Annotated in this window: 17 protein-coding genes and 1 pseudogene; 7 read left to right on the forward strand and 11 right to left on the reverse strand. The window is 68.4% G+C overall.

What is annotated here, in order from left to right:
* Window positions 1–151: 151 nt before the first annotated feature.
* The 4 genes from GWG54_RS08215 (at window position 152) to GWG54_RS08230 (ending at window position 3473) form a co-directional block, all read left to right on the forward strand.
* Window positions 152–745, forward strand: coding sequence for a DUF6149 family protein (locus GWG54_RS08215; protein ID WP_167937320.1), 594 nt, complete (start codon window positions 152–154; stop codon window positions 743–745).
* Window positions 746–886: 141 nt separating this feature from the next.
* Window positions 887–2161, forward strand: a complete 1275-nt coding sequence (locus tag GWG54_RS08220; protein WP_167937321.1) for an MFS transporter — start codon at window positions 887–889, stop codon at window positions 2159–2161.
* Between the two features lie 66 nt (window positions 2162–2227).
* Window positions 2228–3112: a homoserine kinase gene (locus GWG54_RS08225; protein ID WP_167937322.1), complete on the forward strand. Its 885-nt coding sequence runs from the start codon at window positions 2228–2230 to the stop codon at window positions 3110–3112.
* Between the two features lie 10 nt (window positions 3113–3122).
* The gene (locus GWG54_RS08230; RefSeq protein ID WP_167937323.1) at window positions 3123–3473 is read left to right on the forward strand and encodes a hypothetical protein; all 351 of its coding nucleotides are present in this window, start codon (window positions 3123–3125) and stop codon (window positions 3471–3473) included.
* An 11-nt stretch (window positions 3474–3484) separates the two neighbouring features.
* Here GWG54_RS08230 and GWG54_RS08235 read toward each other — a convergent pair whose 3' ends face one another.
* The 3 genes from GWG54_RS08235 to GWG54_RS08245 all read right to left on the reverse strand — a co-directional run bounded on the left by GWG54_RS08235 (window position 3485) and on the right by GWG54_RS08245 (window position 6051).
* Window positions 3485–4252 (reverse strand): hypothetical protein, encoded by a 768-nt coding sequence (locus GWG54_RS08235; protein WP_167937324.1) that lies wholly within the window; start codon window positions 4250–4252, stop codon window positions 3485–3487.
* A gap of 97 nt (window positions 4253–4349) precedes the next feature.
* Complete coding sequence (gene pdxS, locus GWG54_RS08240) at window positions 4350–5258, reverse strand: pyridoxal 5'-phosphate synthase lyase subunit PdxS (RefSeq protein WP_167937325.1); 909 nt, start codon at window positions 5256–5258, stop codon at window positions 4350–4352.
* Window positions 5259–5283: 25 nt separating this feature from the next.
* Window positions 5284–6051, reverse strand: coding sequence for an acetoacetate decarboxylase family protein (locus tag GWG54_RS08245; protein WP_167937326.1), 768 nt, complete (start codon window positions 6049–6051; stop codon window positions 5284–5286).
* 97 nt (window positions 6052–6148) lie between these two features.
* Between GWG54_RS08245 and GWG54_RS08250 the strand changes: the two genes are divergently transcribed.
* A complete protein-coding gene (locus GWG54_RS08250) occupies window positions 6149–6874 on the forward strand; it encodes a DUF1405 domain-containing protein (protein ID WP_167937327.1) in 726 nt (241 codons plus the stop codon).
* Between the two features lie 30 nt (window positions 6875–6904).
* On the opposite strand, the gene GWG54_RS08255 is transcribed toward GWG54_RS08250, so the two are convergent.
* Together GWG54_RS08255 and GWG54_RS08260 are read right to left on the reverse strand one after the other, a co-directional pair.
* Window positions 6905–9577: a valine--tRNA ligase gene (locus GWG54_RS08255; protein ID WP_167937328.1), complete on the reverse strand. Its 2673-nt coding sequence runs from the start codon at window positions 9575–9577 to the stop codon at window positions 6905–6907.
* A gap of 244 nt (window positions 9578–9821) precedes the next feature.
* The gene (locus GWG54_RS08260; protein ID WP_167937329.1) at window positions 9822–10460 is read right to left on the reverse strand and encodes a hypothetical protein; all 639 of its coding nucleotides are present in this window, start codon (window positions 10458–10460) and stop codon (window positions 9822–9824) included.
* Window positions 10461–10663: 203 nt separating this feature from the next.
* Between GWG54_RS08260 and GWG54_RS08265 the strand changes: the two genes are divergently transcribed.
* Together GWG54_RS08265 and GWG54_RS08270 are read left to right on the forward strand one after the other, a co-directional pair.
* Window positions 10664–13276 (forward strand): RND family transporter, encoded by a 2613-nt coding sequence (locus GWG54_RS08265; protein ID WP_167937330.1) that lies wholly within the window; start codon window positions 10664–10666, stop codon window positions 13274–13276.
* A gap of 103 nt (window positions 13277–13379) precedes the next feature.
* Window positions 13380–14729, forward strand: a pseudogene (locus tag GWG54_RS08270) (acyl-CoA synthetase); the annotation flags it as partial.
* A 95-nt stretch (window positions 14730–14824) separates the two neighbouring features.
* Here the strand turns inward: GWG54_RS08270 and GWG54_RS08275 are convergent.
* From GWG54_RS08275 to GWG54_RS08300, 6 genes are all read right to left on the reverse strand, one after another.
* Window positions 14825–15247 (reverse strand): hypothetical protein, encoded by a 423-nt coding sequence (locus GWG54_RS08275; RefSeq protein WP_167937375.1) that lies wholly within the window; start codon window positions 15245–15247, stop codon window positions 14825–14827.
* Between the two features lie 213 nt (window positions 15248–15460).
* Window positions 15461–16060, reverse strand: coding sequence for a hypothetical protein (locus GWG54_RS08280; RefSeq protein ID WP_167937332.1), 600 nt, complete (start codon window positions 16058–16060; stop codon window positions 15461–15463).
* Window positions 16061–16274: 214 nt separating this feature from the next.
* Window positions 16275–17765 (reverse strand): O-antigen ligase, encoded by a 1491-nt coding sequence (locus tag GWG54_RS08285; protein ID WP_167937333.1) that lies wholly within the window; start codon window positions 17763–17765, stop codon window positions 16275–16277.
* 103 nt (window positions 17766–17868) lie between these two features.
* Window positions 17869–18771, reverse strand: a complete 903-nt coding sequence (locus GWG54_RS08290; RefSeq protein ID WP_167937334.1) for a DUF6293 family protein — start codon at window positions 18769–18771, stop codon at window positions 17869–17871.
* Window positions 18772–18835: 64 nt separating this feature from the next.
* Complete coding sequence (locus GWG54_RS08295) at window positions 18836–20440, reverse strand: bacterio-opsin activator domain-containing protein (protein ID WP_167937335.1); 1605 nt, start codon at window positions 20438–20440, stop codon at window positions 18836–18838.
* A gap of 90 nt (window positions 20441–20530) precedes the next feature.
* Window positions 20531–21136 carry a hypothetical protein gene (locus GWG54_RS08300; RefSeq protein WP_167937336.1) on the reverse strand — a complete coding sequence of 202 codons (606 nt, stop codon included), beginning with the start codon at window positions 21134–21136 and terminating at the stop codon, window positions 20531–20533.
* Window positions 21137–21171 lie beyond the last annotated feature (35 nt).

Consider the following 21171-nt stretch of genomic DNA (forward strand, 5'->3'; position numbering starts at 1 on the left):
GATTGCTGATCGTGCAAAACCGGTACTGTTCCCCCGTGGTAAACGGTGGGCGTCTCTCGCCGTTTGACGATAGCAGACCGTCCGACGGTCGACCCGAGAGCCGACGTACGTATCCGAACCGCTCTTGAGGACGGCGTCCGTACCCGCGGCCATGAAGATCCGCCAGAACGCCCAGCACTTCGCGTATCGCAAGGCCCTCGAGACGCCGGGCGTCCGGTCGGTCGCCAAGTCCGGCCTCGTCCGCCTGCACACCAAAATATTCACGAAGAAGGCCGATCCCTCCCACGCCGAGGAACGAACGGACCGACTCGACGCCTTCTTCGACGCGACGATGGACGCGTACCTGCGTGCGCTCCAGGAGGGGTACTCGGAAGCCGAGGCCCGCGAGATCACCCACATCCAGGCGAACTTCGACTTCTACAACCACGGCTGGACCGAGATGATGGAGTTCCCCGTCGACGAACTCGACGACCACTACGACCGCTACCGCGACTTCTTCGAGCGCTGGGACGTCGCCATCGACGACCCGCTGGGCCAGTTCGCGCCCGTCGGCGGGATTCCCGAGGCACCCTCGACCCCGGAGAAGCTCGAGGAGCCCGAACACCCCTACGCCGAGGGCGGGTTCGCCGACGACGTTTACGTCGAGACCGACGACGGCGAACTGGTCGTCGGCGGTCGCGAATCGGCGAACGCCGATTCACGAGCCCATCAGAACTCTTCGATTTCTGAGGACGGGCGCGAGTAGCCCGACGACGACGTTTCGCGGGCGGTCGGCGTCGACGAGGACGAGTAGGCGGCGAGTCCCGCCGTCGCGGCCCGCGCCGCGGGCGACCCTTGCCGCAGACCCAAGCCGCTAATAGCCGGCGCGTTCCCGTATCGATACCGAATGGCACTGAACGCAAACGACCGATCGATCGCCGGCTTCACCATGGCCGGTCACGCACTGGTTCACTGGTTCGAGACGTCGATCCCGATCCTGCTGGTCGTCTGGCTCGCCGAGTTCGACGTCTCGCTGCTCGTACTCGGGCTCGTCCTCGCGCCGAGTTACGGGCTGTTCGGGTTCGGGGCCCTTCCGGCGGGCGTGCTGGTCGATCGGTTCGGCGCGAAGCGACTCGTTCTCCTCTGTCTCGCCGGGATGAGCGGGGCGTTCCTCCTCATCGCGGGCGCGGGGTATCTCGATTCGATCTACGCGATCGCGGTCGGACTGTTGCTCTGGGGGCTCGCCGCCAGCGTCTACCACCCGGCCGGGCTGGCGCTCATCAGCACGGGCGTCGAGGAACGGGGCACCGTCTTCGCCTGGCACGGCATGGCCGGGAACGCCGGCATCGCCCTCGGCCCGTTCGCCGCCGCGACCCTGCTGATCGTCCTCGAGTGGCAACACGTCGCCGCGATACTGGCCGCACCCGGGGCGCTGGCCGTGCTGTACGGGCTCTCCGCCGACTTCGAGGCGACCGCGGCGGTCGAAGACGACGCCGACGCGGGCCCTGACGAGGCGCTGTCGCTGCCCGAGCTGGTCGCGAACACGAAGGTTCTGTTCGCGAGCACGTTCGCTCTCGTCTTCGCCATCGTCACCTTCGAAGGACTGTACTACCGCGGAATGCTCACCTACCTCCCCGAGATCCTCCACGGGCTGCCCGCCACGGACGCGCTCGCCCTGTCCGAGGGACTCCGGGGGATCGAACCGGCCGACTACATCTACGTCGGACTGCTGGTCGTCGGGATGGCCGGCCAGTACGTCGGCGGGAAGCTGACCGATCGGTTCTCGCCCGCCCGGGGGATGGCCGCGATCTTCGCCGTGCTCGCGGTGCTGGCGGTGGCGTTCGTCCCGGTGACGGGGATGGGACTCGCCGCCATCGTCGCGCTCTGTGGCGTCTTCGGCTTCTTCCTGTTCGCGATCCAGCCGTTCTACCAGAACGCCGTCGCGGTCTACACGCCCGCCGACACCCGGGGGCTCTCCTACGGCTACACCTACTTCGGCGAGTTCGGGCTCGGTGCCGCGAGCATCGCTCTGGGCGGGTTCGTGCTCGACGTCTCGCTCGGCTGGTTCTTCGTGATGATCGCCGCGTTTGCGCTCGGTGGGCTGGCCCTCTCGACGGCGCTGGTCGCGGGACTCGACCGGTTCGCCGACTCGGAGCCGACGCCGTCCGCGACCGACGACTGACCCGCCGCCGCGTCGGATCTCGCGTCGTTCGCTACCTTTTTCCCCGCCCTCTGGAAAGCACTCGGCATGCTCACCGTGCGGGCTCCGGCGACCAGTGCGAATCTCGGGAGCGGCTTCGACGTCTTCGGCGTCGCCCTCGGAGCGCCCGCCGACGTGATCCGGGTCGAGCGAGCCCCGGAGACGTCGATCACGATCACCGGCGCCGGAAGCGACTACATCCCGACGGATCCGGAGCAAAACACCGTCGGCGCCGTCGCCGACGCCCTCGAGGCGCCGGCGACGATCCGAATCGACAAGGGCGTCCGCCCGTCCTCCGGGCTCGGCTCCTCCGCGGCCAGCGCCGCGGGGGGCGCGGTCGCGCTCAACGCCCTCTACGACCGCGGCCTCTCCCGGGGGGGACTCGTTCCGCTCGCCGCCCCGGGGGGGGGGCCGGTGTCGGGGGGGGGCCCCCCCGACAACGTCGCCCCCTCGCTGCTGGGCGGCTTTACGATCGCCACCGACGACGGCGTCACCCAGGTCGACGCGTCGGTCCCCCTCGTCGCCTGCCTCCCCGAGACGAGCGTCTCGACGCGGGACGCCCGCGGCGTCGTCCCGAAGACCGCCCCCCTCGAGGACGTCGTCGACACCGTCGGCCACGCCGCGACGCTGGCCGTCGGCATGACCCGGAACGATCCCGAACTCGTCGGTCGAGGACTGGCCGACAAGATCGTCACGCCCGAGCGCAGCGCGCTCATCGACGGCTACGACGCGGTCCGGGAGGCGGCCCTCGAGGCGGGCGCGACCGGGGTCACCGTCAGCGGGGCGGGCCCGGGCGTGCTCGCGGTCTGTCGGGAGTCTGACCGTCGGGCGATCGCCGGCGCGATGATGGACGCCTTCGACGCAGCCGGGATCGAGAGCCGCGCCTACCAGACGGCCGTCGGCGAAGGGGCGCGGCTCTACCGCGACGGTTGACCCGCACCCGATGGGTTCGAAAGCCGACGCGGCGCTGGCCCTCGTCGCGCTCGCCGTCTTTGTCGGCGCCGCCGTCCTCGTGAACGCCTCCCTTTCCCCGTTCTACCTGTTTTACGGCGGCCTCGCGACGGTCCTGTTTGAACTGATCGCGACCCGCGAGTACGACCTCGTTCGTCGGTACTGGGAACGACGTGACGTTCAGGCGATCTCGCTCGCGATCGCGGTCGGGCTCGCCGCCGTCGGCGCTCAAGTCGCCCCGGAGCCCGTGCTGTCGCTGTGTTGTGGCGCCCTGGTGACCTACCTCGCGTTGCTGGGGCTCGTTCGGGTCGGGATCGTTCCGCCCCCGCGGACGTGGTGGTAGCGCCGGCTCGATCAGTCGCGTCGGGCGCTCCGCCAGCGACGGCCGTACACGCGCGGGAACGCGTCGACCTTCGCGTGGCGAACGTTCGTCGGCACGGTCGAAACCCGCGTGGAGACGCTCGCCGGGAGCGGGCCGACGGGCATCGAGGACACCGCCGTCGGGTTGTTCGACGTCGGTCGCCGTCCTGCGTAGCCGGAGCCGCGCTGGTGTGACTCGTACAGCTCCTCGAACGTCGCGTGGGCGTCGATCACCGCCTCCCTGGCCGGCTCGAGCCGTTCCATGACCTCCTGCTGGAACGCCGCGTTCGTCGCCTCCTCCGTCAGTTCCTCGGTAAACTCCTCGAGTTCCTCGGCCGCCTCCGAGTCGTCGTCCGACTCGAACGCGTCGGGGCCGAGGACGTCCTCGAGTTCGGCCCTGAGCTCGTCGGACTCCCGCCCGAAGTCGACGAGGTCGACGGCGTTCCAGAGCTCCCGCAGCTCGATCGCGCGCCGCAGCGCGTCGAGATCGAGCGCCAGCACCGGGTCCCGCTCCCGGATCGCCTCGGGCAGTCGCTCGAGGTCGAGGACGTCGGGGACCGCCTCCCCGTCGACGGCATCGGGCAGTCGCTCGAGGTCGACGGTCTCGAGGACGTCCTCGAGTTCGGCGACGACGTCCCACAGCTCTGCCGCCGTCGCCGCCAGCGTCTCGTCCGCCGCCTCCTCGGCGACGGCCAGAAGTAGCCGCTCGAGGGCGTCCGCGAGACGATCGAACCGCTGCTCGAGGGCTGTCGACTGACTCATGGGACCGGTACGTCCGGCACCGAGAAAACGAAGCTGCTTACCGATTCGTACGGCCCGAAATCGGCAGTATTCGAGAACGGTCTCGGGGACCGACCGATCAGACGCCCCGACCCTGCAGCTTCTCCTCTTCGGGGAGGTCCGCGTTGGAGTCGCCTTTCATCCCCTTGCCGAGGTTCGAGGCGATGTCGGCGAGACGATCGGGGTCGTCCCAGTTGTTGACGGCCTCGACGATCGCTTCGCCCATCGCCGCGGGGTTCTCGGCGCCGAAGATGCCGCTACCGACGAAGATGCCGTCGCACTCGTGGTGCATCATCAGGGCGGCGTCGGCGGGGGTCGCGATCCCGCCCGCGGCGAAGTTCACTACTGGAAGGCGGCCCATCTCGGCGGTCTCGTGGACCAGTTCAGCGGGCGCTTCGATCTCGCGGGCGTAGGCCTCCCGCTCCTCGTGGGTCATGCCCTCGAGTTCGCGGATCGCGCCCTTGATCGTCCGCTGGTGGTGAACCGCCTGGTTGACGTCGCCGGTTCCCGCCTCGCCCTTGGTGCGGATCATCGCCGCACCCTCGTGGATCCGCCGCAGCGCCTCGCCGAGATCCCGGGCGCCACAGACGAACGGCGCCGTAAAGTCGCGCTTGTCGATGTGGTAGGCGTCGTCGGCCGGCGTCAGCACCTCGGACTCGTCGATCATGTCGACGCCGACGGCCTCTAAGATCTGGGCCTCCTTCGTGTGGCCGATTCGGGACTTGCCCATCACCGGGATCGAGACCTCCTCGACGATCTCGGCGACGTCCGCGGGGTCGGCCATCCGGGCGACGCCGCCGCGCTTGCGGATGTCCGCCGGAACGGCCTCGAGGGCCATGACCGCTACGGCGCCGGCGTCCTCGGCGATCCGAGCCTGTTCTTTGTTGACGACGTCCATGATAACGCCGCCCTTCTGCATCCGTGCGAAGCCGCGCTTGACGAGGTCCGTCCCCCGTCGGAGCTCCTCGAGATCGGTACTCTCTGGCATATCGCGGCGTTGGGATCGGGCCCACTTACGCGTGTCCTTTGTCGACGCTTCTCGCCGCGATCGACTCTCCCTCGAACAATCGCGCGCGGAGGCGGGAGCCGTACACTCGAGTCAGGGGCCGGCGCCACAGACCCAGTTCCGACGCCAGTTTCGGCGCGACCTCGAGGTCGGCCCCGATCGGCGACCCGATCGAGAGCTCGCCGCGAAGCTGCATTCGCGCTCGGAGCAACTCGCCGTCATGGTGGGTGAAACTCGAGAGCTCCGTCCCCCGAAGCGGGATCGCGGTTCGCGGACGCGACACCTCGAGACGCACCGTCTCCTCGCTCGCGTCGGGATCGCCGACGACGACGCGAAGACCCCGCGGGCCGTCGGTGACGGTGATCGGGGCGCGTTCCTTCGGGAACCCCCAGAGCTCGCGGCCGAGCGCGACCGACGCGTCGGTCGTCACGGGCAGCCAGCGGACGTACCCGCCCGGTTCGCCCTCGAGCAGTTGCGCGAGCGGTCGGTCCGTTCGGCTCCCGCGAACGGCGGGGACGATCGCCGCGAACTCGTCGTAGGGTTCGAGGCCGGTGTCGCGGCCGACGCGGTGGTACCGAATCCCGACGAGCGCGACGCAGCCGACGCGGGGGGCGATCCCCAGCGACGAGAGCCCGTCGGGCAAGACCGCCTCCAGACGCGCTCGGCGGGCCGGAACGACGACCCCACCGAGCGTACACGAGAGCTCGAGCGGCAGCGAGACCGCGTGTCCGGTCGAGAGCACTCGCCGTCCTCGGTCGTCGGTGCGCGAAGCCATGTCCGAACGAACGGCGGCGGGGGTGATAGTGCTGCGGGCGGACGCCGACGGGCCGCGACCGCTACCGTTTTGCGGGTTCCGTTCGTCGCGCCGAACGATGACCGCGTCGACCGGGCTGCCCGACCGCGATCCGTTGCCGAGCTATCTCGCTCCCGTGCCGAAGACGCTCGAGGACCTCGGGCTCCGGTTCGCGTGGGTCGTCGTCGCGATCAACCTCGCTGGCACCGCCTTCGGGTTCTGGTACTACTCGGCCCAGTTCGCCGCGACGCCGACGGCGATGTGGCCGTGGGTGCCCGACAGTCCGCTGGCGACGCTGCTCGTCGCGCTGGCGATCGCCGCCTGGAAGCTCGGGCGTGAACTCCCCTGGCTGACCGCGCTGGCCTTCTTCGGGAACGTCGTCCTCGGGCTCTGGACGCCGTACACGCTCGTCGTCTTCCACGAGACCTACCTGGCCCAGACCGACTTCCTGATGTACCAGTTCCTGTTCTGGAGCCACCTCGCGATGGTCGTCCAGGCCTTCGTCCTCCACCGAATCACGGACTTCCCGGTCTGGGGGGTCGCCGTCGCGCTCGCCTGGTACGGGTTCAACCTGACCGTCGACTACTTCGTCCCGATCGTCGGCGAGCCCCATCACACCACGATTCCCGTCCCCCGGGACGAGCCGATGTTCCTCGGCGCCGACGCGCTGGGCCTGATCGCGGCCGGCGAGACGGCGTTCGTGCTACTGGCGCTGTTTCTCGCGCTCGCGACGCGGGTCGAAAAGTGCGAGGCGGCCCGGGAGCGCCCCGTCGGGAGTCCCGAGTCGGCGAGCCGTTCGCGGTAGCGCTCGCGGCCGAAATCCGCACTCGGTGTGCTACTCGAGAATCACGACGGCCGACTCGGTCTCGAGCATCTCGCCCTCGCCGGAGTAGGTGCGCTCGAGTTCGACCTCGAACAGTTCGTCCTCGAGCTCTTCACCAGCAACGCGGAGGACGCCCTCCTCGTCGTCGATCTCGTACTCCCCGCTCTCGATGCCGGCGTCGATCTCGCCGACCTGCGAGCCGTAGCGGGGGCCGAGCGTCGAGTAGTCGAGGTCGATCGCGGCGACCTCGGTGGTGATCTCGGGCGGTTCCTCCAGCACCGTCAGCTCCCGGACGTGCATCACGTTCCGGATCGCGTCCTCGAACCCGTCGACGGGGCCGTACACCGAGACGGCCTCGAGAGCGGCGTTCAGCGAGAGCTGGTTCTGGCTCTTGTACCGGCGCAGCGCCGAGATGACCTCCATCGCGGCCTCGCCGGCCTCGAGGTCGGCCTCGTACCCCTGCGGGGTCGGCCAGTCGCGGACGTGGACGCTGGTTTCGTCGAGACCTCCGTCTCCAGCGTAGCGGGCCTGCCAGATTTCCTCGGTGACGTGGGGGAGAAACGGCGCCCACAGCTCGAGGAACCGACAATGGGCGGTTCGCAGGGCGTACTGCGTCGAGGGGTTGTCCTCGCGTTCCTTCGCGATCTCTAAGTAGTCGTCACAGAACGTGTTCCAGAAGAACGTCCGCAGGCGGTCGCGGGCCTTCGCGAACTCGTAGTCGGCGAGGTACGCCGTCAGCTCCTCGACGGCGTCGTCGAGTTCCGCGAGGATCCAGCGGTCGATCGCCTCGAGTTCGTCGGGCTCGTCGGGCTCGTCGGGCTCTTCGGGCGCCAGGTTATCGACGAGCTTCGAGGCGTTCCAGAGCTTGCGCAGCAGCTTCTCGCCCGCGGTCAGGTCCTTCTCCTGGTAGGGGAAGTCGTCGCCGACCGCGGCGCTGGCCGCCCAGAACCGGACCGCGTCGACGGGGTAGTCCGCGAGCACCTCGTCGGGGGCGACGACGTTGCCCCGCGATTTGGACATCTTCTCGCGGTTCTCGTCCAAGACGTGGCCGTTGATCAGCGTCGCGTCGAAGGGCACCTCGCCGGTGTGTTCGTAGCACTTGACGATGGTGTGGAACAGCCAAAAGGAGATGATGTCGTGGCCCTGCGGGCGCAGATCGAACGGGTAGAGCTCGGGGTTGTCCATCGAGAACTCCTGAGCTTCCTCGTCCCAGTCCCAGCCCGCATTGATCAGCGGCGTCAGCGAGGAGGTCGCCCAGGTGTCGAAGACGTCCTCCTCGGGTTCGAAGGACGTGTTCCCACACTCCGGACAGGTATCGATCGGCGGTTCGTCCGAGAGCGGGTCGACGGGCAGGTCCTCCCGGCGGGCCATGACCTCGTGGTCGCACTCGCCGCAGTACCAGACCGGGAACGGGATCCCCGAGTCGCGCTGGCGCGAGATCAGCCAGTCCCACTCGAGGCCCTCGATCCAGTGCCGGTAACGGGAGAACATCTTCTCGGGATACCAGTCCATCTCCCGGCCGGCCTCGAGGTACTCCTCCTTGTGATCGAGGATCTCGACGTACCACTGCTTGGAGACGCGATACTCGACGGAGGTGTCACAGCGCTCGTGGACCTGCACGGCGTGGGTGATCTCCCAGCGGTCCCGCAGGTAGCCCTCGTCGTCGAGGTCCTCGACGATGGCCTCGCGGGCCTCCTCGGTCGACATGCCTTCGTAGTCGCCGGCCAGTTCGGTCATCGTGGCGGACTCGTCGATGGCGACCCGCAGCGGCAGGTCGTGGGCCTGGTACCACTCGATGTCGTTCTGGTCGCCGAAGGTACAGCACATCACGACGCCGCTGCCTTTTTCTATGTCGACGCGGTCGTCCTCGATGATCGGCACCTCGTGGCCGAAAATCGGCACTCGCGCCGTCTCGCCGACCAGATCCTGGTTCTCCTCGTCATCGGGGTGGACAAACACGGAGACGCAGGCCGGGATCAGTTCGGGGCGGGTGGTCGAGATGACGAACTCCTCGCGGTCCGCGCCGTCGCTTGCTACCTCGAACGCGATGTCGTTGAAGTGCGAGCCCCGCTCCTCGTCCTCCATCTCGACCTGCGAGATCGCCGTCTCGCATTCCGGACACCAGATCGCGGGCGCCTTCTTTCGGTACTCGCGGCCCTTCTCGTAGAGGTCGAGGAAGGACAGCTGCGAGACGCGCCGGACGCGGGGTTCGATCGTCTTGTAGGTGTGAGACCAGTCGATCGAACAGCCCAGTCCCTGCATCTTGTCGGTGAACTCCGCCTCGTACTCCTCGCAGACCTCCCGACAGAGCTTCTGGAACTCGCGGCGCTCGTAGTCCTGGTGACGGATGTCCAGTTCCTTCTCGGTCAGGCGCTCGCTGGCGATCCCGTTGTCGTCGTAGCCGAACGGGAAGAGGACGTCGCCGTCGTACATCCGCTGGAACCGGGCCGCGAAGTCCTGGACCGTGTGGCCGTAGAGGTGGCCCATGTGGAGGCTGCCCGAGACCGTCGGCGGCGGCGTGTCGATCGCGTAGGTGGTGTTCGGATCCTGGCCGGGGTCGCCGTCGTAGGCGTAGACCTCGCTGTCGACCCAGCGGTCCTGCCAGCGCTTCTCGACGGCTTCGGGATCGTAGCCGCCCTCGAGGCTCGGCGCCTCGCGCTCGGTCGCGTCGGGATCCGTGCTCATGCTCTCACCGCCCGGCGGGGGCGTCGTCGGTGCGTCGTCGTGGGGAGGATTCGATCGTCCATACGGGTCGTTGTCGGTGAATGCTGGTCGGCTACAATACATCCGTCGATACGGGGTAGAAGGCGGGGCTACGGGGCCCCTACGAAAACGGCGTCCCGAGGGGCGTCGATACGCGCCGTCCGCTCGAGGGAGTCCGTCATGCGTCGCTCTTGGCGGCGATTCCTGTTAGGTGTTTCGCGTCCGTCTACCCGTCGCCGAGACGGATCACCGCCCGCGAGGGCGTCGGCCGCCGAAGTTCGCCCTCGAGGTAGGTCGCCAGTCGCTCGAGGAACTGGTCGTCGACGTCGCCCTCGCCGAGGACGAGCGCGATCCGCTCGTGTGCGGCGGGGTCGTGCTCGCCCTGCATGATCAGCGCGAACAGCTCCCGGGGTGTGACGGGGTCGCCGTCCGCGAGGCGCTCGGCGACGCCCTCGAGGGTCGTCCCGACGCTGGTCTCGACCTCGAAGGTGACCTCGACCGAGACGTTCGCGCCGCGTCTCGAGGCCGCGACGGCCTCCTCCGAGCTGCGGATCGCCGGAACCAGCACGTCCTCGAAGTCGACGCCCTGCTCGTCGGTCCCGATGTAGGCGAACGCGAGCATCGCTTTGAGCCCGTCCAGCGAGTCGGGATCGCTCGTCAGCTCCGCGAACACCTGTCGGCGATCCTTCTCGGAGAGCGCGTGAAGGAGGAGATCGAAGTCGAGAATTGAGTCGATCACGCGCCGTCGGATGCGGGCCTCGGCGTTTCGTCGCGACTGTTCGTGACCCAGTTCGCGTTCGCCGAGCAGGAACGCGCGGTCGGCCGGCGTGAGGATGCCGCGGTCGCGATCGGTGTCGGTGTTCATAATCGGATTTCGATTATACGACACGTGATTCCACCCGAACGGATATGAGCGCTTGGGTTCGAGAGGGTGGCATGCACATCAGCGAACGGCGGGGCGCCGACGGTTCGGGCTCGCCCCCCGAGGATTCGGCGCCTTCCGACCCCCGACGAACGGCTCGAGAACCGACCCGCAACGCATCGATAAACCACAGAGGACGATAGCGAATGGGCGGGTCGCTCGCCGACCGCTACGCCGACGCGATCGTCTCCCACGGCAAGCTAATCGTCCTGCTCGTGCTCGTGCTCACCGCCGCCGTCGCCGCCGGCGCCGCGGTCGGCGAGAGCGAGGAGGGCGAGATCGGCCAGTTCGAGACCGACTCCGAGGAGACCGCGGCGCTCGAGGAGATCGACGAGACGTACGGAACGGACGATCGGGTCGTCTCCCAGCTCGTCGTCCGCGACGAGGGCGGCGACGTGCTGACCCGCGACTCCTTGCTCGAGGGACTGTACCTGCAACGGGAGGTCCGCGAGAACGAGAGCGTGAACGCGACGCTGGCCGACGAGGGGTTCGTCGCCCTCGAGAACGTCGTCGCGACGGGGGCGGTCTTCGAGGACCGCGCGACCGAAACCGAGGGACCGCCCGATACCAGCGAGCCCACGCTCGACGAACAGATCGCGGCCCTCGAGGACCGCTCCGACGCGGAGGTTGAGGCGCTGCTCGCCGACGTGCTCGATCCCGACGCGGACAACCGAGGTGAGGACCCCTACGAGTTCCTGCCGAGCGACTACGAGCCGGGCTCGACGACGGCCGACGCCCGGATCGGATTCGTCTTCCAGGTCGACGAGAGCGACGACGACGAGGACCCCGAGGCCGCCTACGCGGCCCAGATCGAGATCGACGGGCTCGTCGAGGAGCGCTTCGACGACGCCTTCCTCTTCGGCCAGGGCGTCACCGACGAGGCCTCGAGCAACGCGGTCGGCGACAGCTTCGCGATCATCACGCCCGTCGCGCTCGTACTCGTACTGTTCGCGCTCGGGGTCGCCTACCGCGACGTCGTCGACGTGCTCGTCAGCCTGGTCGGAATCGGCGTCGTGATGGCCTGGCTCGCGGGCATCCTGGGCTGGCTCGAGATCCCGACGAGCCAGCTGCTGATCGCCGTGCCGTTCCTGCTGATCGGGCTCAGCATCGACTACTCCCTGCACGTCATCATGCGCTCTCGAGAGGCCCGCGCGGGCGTTCTCGAGCGGGACCGCGGGGACGCGGTAGCAGCCGACGACGCGGCGACCGACGGCGGCGGCCGAACGGTCCGAAACGGGATGCGCCTCGGGCTCGGCGGCGTCGTCCTCGCGCTCGCGGCCGCGACGTTCTCGACCGGGGTCGGCTTCCTCTCGAACGTCGTCAGTCCGCTGCCCGCGATCCAGGACTTCGCGATCCTCTCGGCAGGGGGCATCCTCGCGACGTTCGTCGCCTTCGCCGTCCTCGTGCCCGCGCTGAAGGTCGAGATCGACGAGCTGCTCGAGAACCGGTTCGGGATCGATCGGCGAAAGGACCCGTTCGGTCGGGGTGCCGGGCCCGTCAACCGCGCGCTCTCGGGGGTCGTCGCGGTCGTCCGGCGGGCGCCGCTGGCCGTCGTCGCCGTCGCGTTGTTGCTCGCGATCGGCGGGGCCTACGGCGCCGCGGGGATCGACACGGAGTTCAACCAGGCCGACTTCCTGCCCGAGGACGCCCCCGAGTGGGCGAAGTCGCTTCCGGAGCCGCTGGCGCCCGACACGTACACGATCAGCGACGACGCCGCGTACCTCGGGGAGAACTTCCAGGAGCGGGGCGAGGGGAGCCAGACGCAGGTACTGATACGCGGGGACGTCACCGACCCCGCGACGCTGGCCGCCATCGAGAACGGCACGGCGGGGATCGACGGCGGCGAGGGCGGAACGATCGCGGTCGGTCCCGGAGGCGAGCCCGCCGTCGAGAGCCCGGTGACCGTCCTTCGGGACGCCGCGAGCGAGAACGAATCCGTTGCCGCGGCCCTCGAGGAGCGGGACGCGGACGGCGACGGCCTGCCCGACGAGGACCTCGCGGGGCTGTACGACGTCCTCTACGAGGCCGACGAGGAGGCAGCGTCGACGGTGCTGTACCGCACCGACAGCGGAGAGTACGAGACCGCCCGCATGCTCGTCGACGTGCGCGGCGACGCCTCCGCGCAGACCGTCGCCGATGATACGCGCGCTCTCGCGAGCGCGATCGAGAGCGACGCCCCAGTCTCGGCGGTCGCGGCCGGGGGGCCTGTGACGTCGGCCGTGGTCCAGGACGCGCTGCTCGAGACGCTCGTTCAGGCGTTCGCCGTCACGCTGGTCGTCGTTCTCGTCTTCCTCACGGTGCTGTACTGGGTGCGCCACCGCTCGCTCTCGCTGGGGGCGATCGCACTCGCCCCGGTGGTCGCCGCGCTGGCGTGGCTGCTCGGAACGATGGCCCTGCTCGACGTTCCGTTCAACAGCGAGACGGCCGTCATCACGAGCCTCGCGATCGGGCTCGGCGTCGACTACAGCATCCACGTCGGCGAGCGATTCGTCGACGAATCGGGTCGCCAGGACTCGCTTCAGGACGCCCTCGCCGCGACGATCACCGGGACGGGCGGGGCGTTGCTCGGCAGCGCGTTGACCACGGCCGCGGGCTTCGGCGTCCTCGCGCTCGCGCTGGCGCCCCCGCTCCAGCGGTTCGGGCTCGTGACGGGACTGAGCATCGTCTACGCCTTCGTCGCCTGTCTCACCGTGTTACCCTGTCTGCTCGTGGTTCGGGAGCGCGTCCTCGAGCGGTTCGGATCGACGGGATCGGTGTAGGCCGCCGATCGACGAGGTCGACGTCGACGTCCGACCGCCGGAATCGGCGCGGACCGTCGATTCCGGGCGATGAGTTATGGCCGTCGGCGTGCCACCGTCCCGCATGGAGACGGCACCGAACCTCGCCGACTACGAGGGGCTCTCCGAGGTCTTCGAGTGGGACAGCATCTACGCCGACGCCGACTGGGACGCGCCCGAGGAGATCAACGTCGCCCACGAGGTCTGCGACCGCTACCGGACCGATCGGGGTACCGTCGCGCTGTACTTCGTCGGGCGCGACGGCGAGCGCGAGCGGATCGCGTTCTGGGAGCTCGCGCAGTGGTCGAACCGGTTCGCGAACGTCCTCGAGGACCTCGGCCTCGAGCGCGGCGACCGCGTCTTCGGCTATACGCCCCGCATCCCCGAGCAGTACGTCGCGATGCTCGGGGCGCTCAAGTCGGGCTGTGTCTTCGGCGGGATCGATCCGCAGCTCGGTCCCGAGGGGGTCGCCTACCGGCTCGCGGACGCGGAGGCGAGCGTCGTCGTCACGACGCCCGAGAACCGCGAGACGGTCGAACGGGCCCTCGAGGACGCCCCCTCGGTCGAGCACGTGATCGTCGTCAGCGACGACGGCGTCGGCGTTCGTCGGGGCGACGTCAGCTACTACGAGGCGATGGACCGCGCCGAAAACGAGTACGAGACGGTCCGGACCGAAGGCTCCGATCCCGCCCTGCTGTACTACACCAGCGGCGCCACGGGGCCCGCGAAGGGGATTGTCCACGGCCACCGCTGGATCGTCGGCGTCGCCGCGGCCCAGCTGTACGCCGCCGACCTCCAGCAACACGAGACCGACCTCTACTGGGGAACCGGCGACCGGGGCTGGCTCACGGCCCCGGTCAACGCGCTGGGCGTCTGGTTCTGGGGCCACAGCATCCTCGCGTACGCGGGCGCGTTCGACCCCGACACCTGGACGGCCCTGCTCGAGGAGTTCCCCGTCACCGTGCTCTCGGGGGTTCCCGCCCACTACCGCCGGCTGCGCGAGGACGCCGACGGGCTCGAGCCCGAGGAGCTGGATCTCCACCGGGCGATGAGCACGGGCGACCCTCTCGAGGCCGACCTGATCGAGTGGGGCGAGGAGACCCTGGGAACGCCGATCGCCGACAGCTACGGGCAGGCCGAGACGGGGAACATGCTGATCAACACCTACCCGTCGATCGAGACCAGGCCGGGAAGCATGGGCAAACCGCTGCCCGGCGTCGAGGCCGCGGTAGTCGATCCCGACACCGGCGACGAACTCGAGCCCGGGGAGACGGGCGAGATCGCCGTCCAGGGGGAGTTCCCCTCCTTCTTCCTGGGGTACTGGGAGGATCCCGACCGCACCGACGAGGCGTTCGTCGGCGACTGGTACCTCACCGGCGATCTGGGACGGGTCGACGAGGACGGCTACTTCCGGTTCGAGGGACGGGCCGACGACGCCGCCGGAAGGTAACGCGTTTCCGCGGCTCGCGAGAGCGTGCTCCTGGACCGTGAACGGGCGTGACAGACGTCTGCTCACGATGTCGATTGTGCTCACTCCTGGCGTTTGCCGTACGTTTCTTCACCCCACCCATAGTCGGACGCTTCGTCGTTCCGTTCGAGGTAGTCCTCCATTACCTCCTGTACCGTTCGGCCGAGATCGTCTAACTCACTGTCAATCGTAGAAACCGTGCCCGGATCGAGCGACTCGGTCGCGTCTCGCTCCCGCCAGTCATCCGAAATCGTTGGAGCGTCGAACCGAAGACGGTCTTCGGTTGGGTCCCAGTAGAAGTCCAACGCCTGGAACAGGCCGAGGTCGCTGACGAGTCGAACCTGCTCTTCGTCGAGGTTCGTGTACTCGGTCCACTCGTTGAATCCCTCCTTCCACGCCCCCTCCTGGAGCAGGTCTTCGAGATCCTCGCGGTAGAAGTCCTCCGACCCGAGCGTCTCGTCCTGCCACTCGAACTCACGGGGCATTCCTCGGTTCGAGAGGTCCGGTGGTTCCGGGACCGCTATATCGAGCGCCATACTAGTGGTTTCACTGGTAACACAATAAAGCCCACAGCAGTTCCAAACGAGACGGAACGAGACGCCTCACGCAAGAGAACGTCCCGGTACTGGATCGCAGACGCGTCTCGGTTACGCGTAGAGCTTGAGGCAGTCGTTGCACCGATGCCCGTGATCGTCTGTCTACACTCCGAGCCACTCGTCGTTTCGGATCTGATATCCGTTCGCCCGACAGAACTTCGCCGCTTCTCGGCGTACCGCCCGGGACGTCGGGAGCGTCTCTTTGTCACGGATTCGCTCGACGATCCAGTCGCCGATGACCTGGATCCCTTCATCGTCGTCATCGGCGTCGATCGCTTTGAGTTCCTGGAAGGTCTTCTCGTAAGCCTTGCGTTGTGTCCAACTGAAATCAGTATTCCGAAGCGTCTTGCTGGCTTCCACGACCCGTTTCATGGCCGCGGCAACTGTCGGCCGCTGTACCTGCACCCGGACGGCAGCCGGAGAGTCGAACGTCTCCTCGTCCGTCTCCGGTACTAGTTCCTCGATACTGTAGCTCCCCTCGACCGATTCGATCTCGTGATCACCGATCGCCGTGACGACCTCGTTCCCCGTCGTCGGGAACGTCACCTCTTCGAGTTCCGCCTCGAGATTGGCGAGTTCTTCCGCTTCCATCGGCGGCTCTATTTCGTCCCCGCGCTCGAGTTCCGCGGCGATCTCACGCTCCCGCTGGCGTCGTTCGGCGTCGTGTGCTTGCTTGTCTCGACTGCGTTTGTCGTCTGCCATCCTGACTCGTAGGCTCTCCAGCCCGATAGCTCTGTGGTCGACAACAGGTGCTTCCAAACGGTTCGGCCAGCCATCGAACTCGAGTGTATCGGTCATCGTCCGACGGGCCGACTAGTTCAGTGAACACCCGAGGAAGTACCGGCGTTTACCCGACCTTCACGGTGACGAGTACGAGACGCCTACACCTGACCGCGATCGAAAGCGACGGCGTTCGTCAGCGGTCCGGAATCGTCGACGGCCCGGCGTCTCCCGTTCGCTCGAGCGGTCGGTCGCCGAAGAGCACCATGCCGATCGCGAGCGCGGCGACGACGCTGCTCGCGCCCGTCTGGAACATCGTGTAGACGTCGAACAGCTGGTGGGCGGCGAACCCGACCGCCAGCGCGAGCACGCCGATGTCGACCTCGCGGTACCGCACCACTCCCCGCAGCAGGCTCGCGACGACGAGCCCGACGTACGCCATTCCGCCGACGATCCCCGTTCGGATCCAGATCGAGAGGTAGGAGTTGTGAGGGCTGCCGCTCGAGCCGGTCGGATGGTAGTCGGCGATGAACTCGCCGGGCGCGATCAGTCCCTCGCCCAGCAGCGACGGCTGGTCCGTGACGGCTTCGATGGCGGGGTACCACCGGTTCATCCGCGTCGGCGTCCCGTCGGGGAGCTTGAGCACGCCGGAGTGGACGGCCGCGATACCGGTCGCCAGGTACGCGATCCCGGCCACCACCGCGATCGGCAGCGCCCGGCGACCGAACGCCAGGTACGCGGCGTACACCCCGAGGGCCATCGGCGTGATGACCCACAGCGCTCGCCCGTAGGCGATCGCCATGCCCAGCGTGTTGACGGCTACCAGGACGACCGAAACCGCGATCGTGAGCCCCGGGAGCCGTCGCTTCGTGTCGAACGAGCGGTACAGCTCCGCGATCGACGCGACGAAGCCGGCGAAGACCACCAGCGCGAACCCGTTCCGGTTGACGAACAGCGACCGCGTCGCCCGGACCTCGTACTCCGCGAGCGGGATCGTGTACGCCCCGTGAAACCCGACCTGCAGCCCGTACAGGGAGAACTCGCCGACGGCGTAGACCGGGAGCGCAAGCGCGATGAGGATCGCCGAGAGCCGGCTCAGCGCCCACAGGTACGCGTCCCGGGAGACGTACGCCGGAAGCACCACCAGACAGGTTCCCGCGAGGACGCCCCACCAGATGGGGTGTCGGGATCGCACGCTCCCTTCGGCGACCGGAACGCCGTGGTAGAAGAAGATCCCGGCGACGACCGCGAAACACCCCAGCGCGACCCACTGGAACGGGTCGTACTGCCGGGGGTCGCCGGCGAGCACGCACAGCGCGGTCAGTGCGAGGAAGACCATCGCCGCGTCGAGTCCGCGGTCCACCCCGAGGCCGAACCCCGGGTTCCGGCTCTGGTAGAGGACCCCCAGCAGTCCGACGACGAGCGCGAGTCGGGCGGCGAAGACGTACCGCTCGGCGTCGTCGGTCGTCGCGACCGTCAAGCGCCGCGCGACCATCAGCAGGCCGGCGAACGCCAGCGCGGCGCTCGCGACCAGCCACGAGTTCAGCCACTCGGGGGCACCGGCGGCGCGGCTGAGGACGGCGGCGAGGAGAACGGCCACCAGTCCCGTCCCGACGACCTGTCGGGACCGGAGCGGAGATACCCGGAAGCGAAACGGTCGAGCGACGGCGAGGTCGGCACGCTCCATGTGGTACTGTCGATAGAGCTGACCGTATAACTACTGGGACTCTCGTGGACCGCGACCGCTTCGGACGGGGCGGCGACGCGGTGAGCGTCGCCGCCGGACGCCATCAGCTCGTCGCTTCGCCGTCGGAGTGGGCCCGCACCCACAGCTCGCCGATCCGCGAGAGCCGGGTTCGGTAGGACTTCCCGTGTTCCTCGCGCTCGATGTACCCTTTTCCGCCGGGGCCGAGCCGATCGACGTTGTAGATCACCTTCGAGCGGAAGCTGTCGGTGTACTCCTCGTTCAACTCCCGGGCCAGCGCCTCCGCCAGCTCGGAGACCGAGTCGAACTCGCCGTCCTCGCCGAGCTTGTACAGGATGAGCTCCTCGAAGGGCTTGACGTTCGAGAAGGAAGCGACGGGCAGTTCGACGACGTGTTGTCCGTCGATCTCCTTGGCACCGATGGTCGTCCCGCGCTCGTCGAACTCCGCCAGCAGCCCGCGGGCGCTCTCGAGGCGTTCGGCGACGCGGTCGTCCTCCAGTTCGCTCTCGCTCTCGAGGTCCTCGAGCAGGTCGATCCCCGCGCGCAGCTCCTCGGCGAGTTCGGTCTCGAGGTACTTCTCGGGGGCGGTGTAGTAGGTGTGGATCGCCTCGCGGTCGTCCTGGCGTTCGACCATCAGCGAGTTCGCTGCCGTCGCGAACGCGAAGCTGACGGTGCGGGGCATCGCGGCGACGTTGACCCAGACCTCGTGTCCGTCGTCGAGTTCGGCCGTGATGAGCCCGTAGGCCTGCTCGAAGGCCTCGTCGTAGTCGTAGACGTCCTCGAGGACGAACCGCTCGGTCCCGGCGCCGAGCAGGTTCCGGAAGTCGGTCTCGAGCTTCTCGGAGAGGCGCCGGGAGTACTCGACGTTGGCCTCGCTGCCGACGGCGCCCTCGAGCAGGATAACGCGGTCGACGTCGATCTGATCGCGCACCAGCGGCGCGATCAGCCGGTCGTAGTCGAACCCGACCGGGACGATGTGGGTCTGCATACCCGGTAGTTCGTCGGTCGCCTAATGAATCCCCTGTGGTCTCGGGTACGAACGCCGCGGGCGCTCATTCCCGCTTGGCCTCCGCCCGCGTCGTGTTCGGCTCGTTGAACACCGCCGCGACGATCTTGTGCTGGGCCGACCGGAGGTGCTCGTGGAAGGTCGCGGGGGTGATCCCCAGGGTCTCGGCGATCTCCTCGCCGGAGCTGTGTCGGGGCCACTCGAAAAAGCCCGCGTAGTAGGCCGTCTCGAGGACGGTGCGCTGGCGGTCGGTCAACACGCCGTAGAGGTGGTCCTGGAGCTGGGCGATCGAGCTGTCGGAGGGGGTCACCTGCCGCCGGGCGACGTTAGTCGCTTCGGGGTAAACCTCCCGGATCGCCTCGGTGACCGCCCGTACGTCGGCGCTCTCGGGCAGGTGGACGGTCATGCGGTAGTCGCCGTCGTCGATGGCGGCCGACTCGACGTAGCCGCCGTGGGAGGCGACGACGGAAAACAGCGGCGGCGACGCGATCTCGAGCTCGAAGGCGACCTCGCCGGCCGACTCGTCGATCGGTTCGACGCTCTCCCAGTGGGGCACGCAGTCGGTCAGTGCCTCGAGCTTCGGGAACGTCTCGACGGTCGTCACGCCGTACTCGAGGAACTGCTCGTCGTCGACCCGGACGACGCGTTCGAAGTCGATCCGGTGGCCGTCCATCGACGGCCCGTCGAACAGCCCCACCCCGTCCGTAATCTCGTACTCGAGTTCGGTCAGGCGGTCGCCCATCAGGGCGCGCTTGCGCTCGATTGCGGCGATCGCGTGACCGAGCACCTCGCCGAGCTGGCCGAACCCTTCGGCCACCTCGTCGGTGAACGCGTTCCGGTTGGCGCCGGTCACGCCGAGGACGCCGTACAGTCCGCCGCCGTGGACGATCGGGATCGCGGCGGCCGACCGGTAGCCGAGCTCGCGGGCGTCCTCGCGCCAGGGCTCGAAGTCGGGATCGGCGAGGACGTCGTTGGATACCTGCAGCTGCTGGGTTCGGATCGCCCGCCCGGCCGGCCCCCGCCCCGCAGGGTCGTCCGGATCGGTCGAGAGCGGGATGCGCTCGACGTACCCCTCGACGCCGGCCTCGGTTCGGTGGAACACGTCCCCGGTTCCGGAGTCGACCGCGGCCACGAACGCGAACTCGTAGCCCGGTTCGTCGGCGAGGGTTTCGCAGGTGACGCGCTCGAGCTCGTCCCGGGTGGCGTCGGTAACGATCACGTCGTTGATCGCCCGCATGACGCTGTAGACGCCGTTCAGCGCAGCCATCCGTTCGCGCTGGCGCTCGAACCGTCGCTCGCGTTCTTTCAGCTCGCTTACGTCCCTGAGACAGCCCGTGACGCTGGTCCGGGAGGGCTCGACGCGCGCCTCGAGCCAGGCGTCGGTCGCGGGATCGTACACGTCCGCGGCGACCGTCTCCTGGCGTTCGAGGGCCCGGTCGTGTGCGCTCCCGAACAGCGAGCGGAGTCGGTCGATTGCCTCGCCGTCGACGCGATCGGTTCCGAGGAGTTCGAGGGTGCGCTCGTTGACGAAGACACCCCGGCGCTCGTCGTCGAGGACGTACACGCCGTCCGGTAATCGGTCCAAAAGCGACCGCGTGCCGTCGAGGGCGTCGCTTTCGACGAGCTCGTCGGGCCGGCTGTCCTCCTCCATAGCACCACGGCATCGCTCAGCGCCATAAGTGTGGTATATTGTAAATCGAGAAGAATACACACCGGTCCGTACGACTCGGGCGAACCGTCGCTACTCGCTCGCGCCGTTGGGATCGACCGTCCGGATCAGCTCGGCGATCGTCTCGCGGTCGCGCTCGGGGTCGACCCCGAGCGCGTCGGCGTCTCCGGGCGGGGCCTCGAGGGGCAGCGTGCCGCCGGCCATCCCGTAGGCGTCGTCGGTCGGCCAGATGGCGACGTTCGTCTCGGCCGCGAGGCGATCCCGGTCGGTCTCGAGGTCGGGCGAGAGGGGGTAGGCGACGTCGAGCACGAACCACCGCCCCTCGGTCCCGTCGGGTCGCTCGAAGGCGTGTTCCTCGCGGGTGTCCTCGACGACCAGACCGTCGTTCTCGACGGTCTCGACGAACTGGTCTTTCGCCTTCGGGGCGGCCTTCGAGAGCGCCGACGCTGGCGAGACGCCGACCGTCGACAGCGACGGGGAGAACGTCGTCTCGACCGTAAACAGCGATCGAAGGGGGATATCGGCCGGCCCGAGCTCCGCGAGGGCGGCGGCCGACTCGACGGGCTCGTACACCGTCGTCTCGGCGGTGATCGACGCGATCAGGACGCTCGTCTCTCCCTGGCGGGTACCGGCGCGTTGCCACGTTCCAGCGACTGATTCCGGCAGCGCAGACGTCATCGCCGGACCGTACGCGACGATCACGTTTCGGTGTG

It is taken from the genome of Natronococcus sp. JC468 (assembly GCF_012163165.1).
GTDB classification, from domain to species: Archaea; Halobacteriota; Halobacteria; order Halobacteriales; family Natrialbaceae; genus Natronococcus; species Natronococcus jeotgali.

What these genes read in the sequence shown, in the direction of transcription:
- GWG54_RS08215 (WP_167937320.1), top strand. Translation starts at nt 152, where the DNA reads ATGAAGATCCGCCAGAACGCCCAGCACTTCGCGTATCGCAAGGCCCTC.
- GWG54_RS08220 (WP_167937321.1), top strand. Translation starts at nt 887, where the DNA reads ATGGCACTGAACGCAAACGACCGATCGATCGCCGGCTTCACCATGGCC.
- GWG54_RS08225 (WP_167937322.1), top strand. Translation starts at nt 2,228, where the DNA reads ATGCTCACCGTGCGGGCTCCGGCGACCAGTGCGAATCTCGGGAGCGGC.
- GWG54_RS08230 (WP_167937323.1), top strand. Translation starts at nt 3,123, where the DNA reads ATGGGTTCGAAAGCCGACGCGGCGCTGGCCCTCGTCGCGCTCGCCGTC.
- GWG54_RS08235 (WP_167937324.1), bottom strand. Translation starts at nt 4,252, where the DNA reads ATGAGTCAGTCGACAGCCCTCGAGCAGCGGTTCGATCGTCTCGCGGAC.
- pdxS (WP_167937325.1), bottom strand. Translation starts at nt 5,258, where the DNA reads ATGCCAGAGAGTACCGATCTCGAGGAGCTCCGACGGGGGACGGACCTC.
- GWG54_RS08245 (WP_167937326.1), bottom strand. Translation starts at nt 6,051, where the DNA reads ATGGCTTCGCGCACCGACGACCGAGGACGGCGAGTGCTCTCGACCGGA.
- GWG54_RS08250 (WP_167937327.1), top strand. Translation starts at nt 6,149, where the DNA reads ATGACCGCGTCGACCGGGCTGCCCGACCGCGATCCGTTGCCGAGCTAT.
- GWG54_RS08255 (WP_167937328.1), bottom strand. Translation starts at nt 9,577, where the DNA reads ATGAGCACGGATCCCGACGCGACCGAGCGCGAGGCGCCGAGCCTCGAG.
- GWG54_RS08260 (WP_167937329.1), bottom strand. Translation starts at nt 10,460, where the DNA reads ATGAACACCGACACCGATCGCGACCGCGGCATCCTCACGCCGGCCGAC.
- GWG54_RS08265 (WP_167937330.1), top strand. Translation starts at nt 10,664, where the DNA reads ATGGGCGGGTCGCTCGCCGACCGCTACGCCGACGCGATCGTCTCCCAC.
- GWG54_RS08275 (WP_167937375.1), bottom strand. Translation starts at nt 15,247, where the DNA reads ATGCCCCGTGAGTTCGAGTGGCAGGACGAGACGCTCGGGTCGGAGGAC.
- GWG54_RS08280 (WP_167937332.1), bottom strand. Translation starts at nt 16,060, where the DNA reads ATGGCAGACGACAAACGCAGTCGAGACAAGCAAGCACACGACGCCGAA.
- GWG54_RS08285 (WP_167937333.1), bottom strand. Translation starts at nt 17,765, where the DNA reads ATGGAGCGTGCCGACCTCGCCGTCGCTCGACCGTTTCGCTTCCGGGTA.
- GWG54_RS08290 (WP_167937334.1), bottom strand. Translation starts at nt 18,771, where the DNA reads ATGCAGACCCACATCGTCCCGGTCGGGTTCGACTACGACCGGCTGATC.
- GWG54_RS08295 (WP_167937335.1), bottom strand. Translation starts at nt 20,440, where the DNA reads ATGGAGGAGGACAGCCGGCCCGACGAGCTCGTCGAAAGCGACGCCCTC.
- GWG54_RS08300 (WP_167937336.1), bottom strand. Translation starts at nt 21,136, where the DNA reads ATGACGTCTGCGCTGCCGGAATCAGTCGCTGGAACGTGGCAACGCGCC.